Source organism: Rhodococcus sp. 14C212, assembly GCF_011058195.1.
Taxonomy (GTDB): domain Bacteria; phylum Actinomycetota; class Actinomycetes; order Mycobacteriales; family Mycobacteriaceae; genus Rhodococcus; species Rhodococcus aetherivorans.
Map to the genome: position 1 here is coordinate 1 of NZ_JAALEH010000170.1, position 4,995 is coordinate 4,995.

The following is a 4,995-nucleotide window of genomic DNA, read 5'->3' on the forward strand; positions in this document are numbered from 1 at the left end:
GCCCCGCCCACCCTCACCGAGCGCGAGACCGAGGTGCTGCGACTCGTCGCCAAGGGACTGTCGGCCAAGCAGATCGCCGCGCGGCTCACGCTCAGTCACCGCACGGTGGAGAACCACGTGCAGGCGACCCTGCGCAAGCTGCAGCTCGCCAACCGCGTGGAACTCACCCGCTACGCGATCGAGCAGGGACTGGACTAGCGTACCGGGGCACCCGCGGTCCTCTAGAATTCGACCGCTCCCGCAGTTCCGGTGCGGCGGTGGCGTGCTCGATCGAAAGGCGGAGCGATCGAAAGGCGGAGCGGGATGAGTTCCCCTGGCGTGGCGCTCGGCGTGCTGGGAGGCTTCGCCGCCACCGTCGACGGACGACCGATCGACCTCGGCGGCATCCGGCAGCGTGCCCTGCTCGCCGCCCTCGTCGTCGCGTTCCCGGGCGACGTCTCGGGGGAGCGGCTGCTCGAGCAGGTCTGGCACGACGTCGACGACCCGAAGACGAGCTCGCTGCACTTCGCCGTCTCCAAGCTGCGTGACCGGCTCAGCCCGCAGCGACCACGCGGGGACGAGGGGGTGATCGTCCGGGAGGGTTCGCGGTACCGGCTCGCCGTCGCCGCGGGGCAGATCGACGCCGTGCGGTTCGCCGACCTCGTCGCGCGCGGCGACCGGCTGCGCGAGCAGGGCGCCGCCAAGGCGGCGGCCGAGGCCTACGCGACCGCGTTGTCGTGCTGGCGGGGGTCGCCCTACGCCGACGTCGCCGACGCCGAGTTCGTGCGCCCCGAGGTCGCGCGGCTGACGGCGATCGAGTTGCGCACCCGCAAGGCCCTGCTGCAGATCCGGCTCGATCAGGGCGGCTCCGACGACGTCGTCGAGGCCGCCGAGCGGCTCGTCGCCGCGCATCCACTCGACGAACGAGCCTGGGAACTGCTGGTCGTCGCCCTGTACCGGGCGGGCCGGCAGGCCGACGCCCTGGCGGCGCTGCGCCGCGTGCGCACCGTGCTCGACGGCGAACTCGGCATCGAGCCGGGGACCGGGCTGCGCGAACTCGAGACGGCGGTGCTGCGGCAGGACGACGCCCGGCTGCTCGGGACCGCCGGGGTCTCACCGGGGCCCGCCGCCGCGCTGGGCACGCGGAGCGCGACCTCCAACGTGCCGTCCCCGCGTACCGCCCTGGTCGATCGGGCCCGCGAGCTCGCGGCCGTCGGCGCGGCGCTGGCCGGGGAACGGTTGGTCACACTCGTGGGCCCGGGCGGGGTCGGCAAGACGCGGCTGGCGGTGGAGGTGTGCCGCAACGACGGCGAACGTCCCGACGGGCCGTGGTTCGTGGACCTGGCGGCCGTGCGGGCCGATGCGCTGGTGGCCGCGACCGTGGCGTCGACCCTGCAGATCGTCGGCCCCGGGACCGTCGACCACCTGGCGACGGTGCTCGCCCCCCGCGAGTGCGTCCTCGTGCTGGACAACTGTGAGCATCTGCTCGACGGTTCGGCGGAGCTGGTGACGGCGCTGCTCGAGCGCTGCCCCGGCGTGCGGATCCTGGCGACGAGCCGGGAGCCGCTCGGCCTCGACGGGGAGTGGGTCTACGAGGTGCCGCCGTTGGACGAGTGCGCCGCCGTCGAGTTGTTCGGCGTCCGGGCGGCCGGCGTGGTGCCGGGCTGGACGATCCACGACGAGGTGACCGAACCAGTGCGTCGCATCTGCACCGAGCTCGACGGGATCCCGCTCGGAATCGAACTTGCGGCGGCGCAGCTGCGGGTGCTGTCCGAGCAACAGATCGCCGAAGGGCTGAGCGACCGATTCGCGCTGCTGCAGGGCGGCTCCCGCACGGCTCCGCCGCGGCAACGGGGCCTGGCCGACGCGATCGAGTGGAGCTACCGGCTCCTCGACGACGAGCAGGCGCGGCTGCTGCGCGAGGTCGCGGTGTTCGCGGGCAGCTTCGACATCGAGGGCGCCGCCGCCGTGCACGGCAGCACGCCGCCGCTGAGCGTCCTGCCACCGCTGACCGCCCTCGTGCGGCGGTCGCTGCTGCGGGTGGAGCCGTCGTCGTCGCCGCGGCGGTACTCGATGCTGCAGACCATCCGCGAGTTCGCCCTGGCCCGCGCCGATGCGGCCGAACGGGACCGGATGGCCGACGTGCACCGCCGGTTCGTGCTGCGGCGGGCCCTCGCGGCGGTGCCGCACCTGCGCGGCTCCCGGGCACGGCAGACGTTCGACGCCCTGACGGCGGACATCGCCGAGCACCGTGCCGCTGCGGCCTCCGCGCTGGCCGCCGGTGATCCCGTCTACGCGCTCGAACTCGCCGGGGCCCTCTACTGGTTCTGGTATCGGCGCGGGCACATCCGGGAAGGCCTGGAGCTGATATCGGCAGCCCTGGACGCGGTCGAGCGGACCGGTACCGTCGTCGCGGAGGCAACCCTCTCGTCGGCGCTGACCGGCCTGGGCGGACTCACCTACCTGGCCGGGGACGCGGCCGGCGCGGCGGTCGTGCTGGGACGGTCCGCCGACGCCGCGGGGAGGGGTGGCGACGTCGTCACCGAGGCGTGGATGCGGTCCTGGTGGGCCTACTGCTCCGCGATCACGGGCCCGTCCGACGAGTTCCTTCACGTCGCGCACGAGAGTGCGGACGTCCTGCGCCGGGAAGGCGCCGTGTGGCAGCGCGCCGACGCCTTGCTCATCGAGGGCATGATCCTGCGCTTCCTCGGCCACCCGCAGCGGGCGCAGCAGGTGCTGCGCGAGGCGGTCGCGACCGCCGAACGTTGCGGCCACGGCTGGGCGGTCGGCTCGGCGTCGTGGACACTCATGCGCACGGCGATGGACGTCGGGGACACGGACGCGGCGCTCGATGCGGTCCGGGTGATGCAGCCGGTGCTCGAGGCCGAGCGGGACGTGACGTCGTGGCTGGTGCTCGTCCACAGCGCCGCGGCCCTGGTGGCCCGGCTCGGTACTCCCGACGTCGGCGCGATGCTCCTCGGGGCGGTCCGGGCGCTCGGCGGCCGCATCGGCTTCCTGCCCGAGGTGATGGATCCGGTCGACGGGCCGCGCGAGGCGGCGGTCGTCCGCGACGCCCTCGGTGACGCCGAGTTCGAGCGGTGCGCGAGCCTCGGCGCCGTCCTGGACCGGGACGAGGTGAGCGCGCTGCTGGCCCGGCTGTGCCGGACGGGGCACGTCGGTGCGCAGCCGGAGCTAAGCGGCAGCTAAGCGTCGGCGGTTGTCCTGGAGGGGACCGAGATCCGATCCTTCCGAGGAGCACCATGTCCCACCCGACGCCCCAGACCCTGGCCCCCACGTCCGTCGTCGACCTGCTTCGTACCGCCGTCGCCGGTGTCGTACACGCCCCCGAGGACGAGGGCTACCGGCTGTCCGCCACCGGCTTCAACCTCGCCACCGTCCACCGCAGCGCCGCCGTCGTGGTCGCCTCGAGTGCCGCCGACGTCGCCGCCGCGGTCCGGATCGCGGCCGAGAACGGGCTGACCGTCGCGGTGCAGGCCACCGGCCACGGCGCCGCCCCCGCGCCGGAGAACAGCATCCTGGTCGACACCGCCCTCCTCGACGGGGTGAGCATCAACCGCGCCGAGCGCACCGCCACCGTGGAGGCCGGGGTCCGCTGGCAGCAGGTGCTCGACGCCGCGGCCCCGCACGGGCTGGCGCCGCTGGCCGGCTCGGCCCCGGGCGTCGGGGTGGTCGGGTACACCCTCGGCGGCGGGCTCGGCCCGATCGCCCGCACCCACGGCTTCGCCGCCGACCGGGTCCTGCGGATGGAGGTCGTCACCGCCGACGGGCAGCTGCGGCGGGTCACCCCGGACGACGAGCCGGACCTGTTCTGGGCCCTGCTCGGCGGCGGCGCGGCATTCGGGATCGTCACCCAGATGACGTTCGAACTCCTGCCGATCCAGACGCTCGACGGCGGCGGCCTCTTCTACGACATCGCCGACGCTCCGGCCGTGCTGCGCCGCTGGCGGGACTGGATCTCCGCGGCGCCGACCTCGGTGTCCAGCTCGCTGGCGATCGTCAACTTCCCGCCGCTCCCGGAACTGCCCGAGCCGCTGCGCGGCCGCACCGCCGTGCATGTGCGGTTCGCGCACGTCGACGACGCCGAGGACGCCGGCGCGCTGCTCGCCCCGCTGCGGGCGGTGGCCACCCCGGTCCTCGACACCGTGACCGAGATGGTCTACCCGGCGCTGGGATCGATCCACGCCGACCCCGCCGACCCGATGCCCGGCATGGAGCGCTCGGCGCTGCTGCGGGAGCTTCCGGACGCCGCCCTCGACGCCCTGCTCGCCGTCGCGGGTCCCGCCGGGGCGCTGCCGATCGCGCTCGCCGAGGTCCGGGCCATGGGCGGCGCGCTCGGTGTGCCGCCCGAGACCCCCAACGCCGTCGCGGGCCGCGACGCCGCGTTCACCCTGTTCACCGTCGGGGTGCTGGTGCCGCCCATCGCCGACGCGGTGCCCGGAGCGCTCGAGGCCGTCGTCGGGGCGATGGCGCCGTGGGCCACCGGCGGTGCGCTGATGAACTTCGCGGGCGGCGTGGACGGTGTCCCGGCCGCCCGGGTGGCGAACGCGTGGACCCCGGCCCAGCGGGCCCGGCTCGCCGAGATCCGCGCGGCATACGATCCCAGCGGCGTCTTCGCGCCGGCCGCGCGATGGGCGGCAACGGCGCTCTGAGCTGCCCAGCGATCCCTCGGCTCGACGACGGAACGGTCCGGCGCGGCAGCGCCTGCCCTGATGATCCCGGTGCGGCCGCGCCTACCCTGATGATCCCGGTGCGGCAGCGCCTACCCTGATGATCATGGAGTCGAGGGATCTGCGTGTCTCGGACGCCGAGCGCGAACACGTCGGGACGCTGCTGCAGCGCGCGGTCGGGCAAGGGATGCTGTCGCTGGGGGAGTTCACCGAGCGCATGGACACCGCGCTCGCCGCCAAAACCCGCGGGGAACTGAACGCCGTGCTCGTCGACCTGCCCGGAGTGCAGGTGCGGCCCGAGTACCTGCCACATCCGGCGCAGCCCGCC

The 4,995-nt window shown here is 74.6% G+C and carries 4 protein-coding genes; all 4 read left to right on the forward strand.

Going from position 1 to position 4,995, the window contains the following annotated elements:
* Window positions 1–198, forward strand: a 198-nt coding sequence (locus G6038_RS30205; RefSeq protein ID WP_165042537.1) for a response regulator transcription factor, incomplete at its 5' end; no start/stop codon positions are given.
* A 105-nt stretch (window positions 199–303) separates the two neighbouring features.
* Window positions 304–3,186 (forward strand): BTAD domain-containing putative transcriptional regulator, encoded by a 2,883-nt coding sequence (locus G6038_RS30210; protein WP_206025871.1) that lies wholly within the window; start codon window positions 304–306, stop codon window positions 3,184–3,186.
* Window positions 3,187–3,239: 53 nt separating this feature from the next.
* Complete coding sequence (locus G6038_RS30215; RefSeq protein ID WP_165042539.1) at window positions 3,240–4,649, forward strand: FAD-binding oxidoreductase; 1,410 nt, start codon at window positions 3,240–3,242, stop codon at window positions 4,647–4,649.
* 124 nt (window positions 4,650–4,773) lie between these two features.
* Window positions 4,774–4,995, forward strand: a 222-nt coding sequence (locus G6038_RS30220) for a DUF1707 domain-containing protein (RefSeq protein ID WP_165042541.1), incomplete at its 3' end; no start/stop codon positions are given.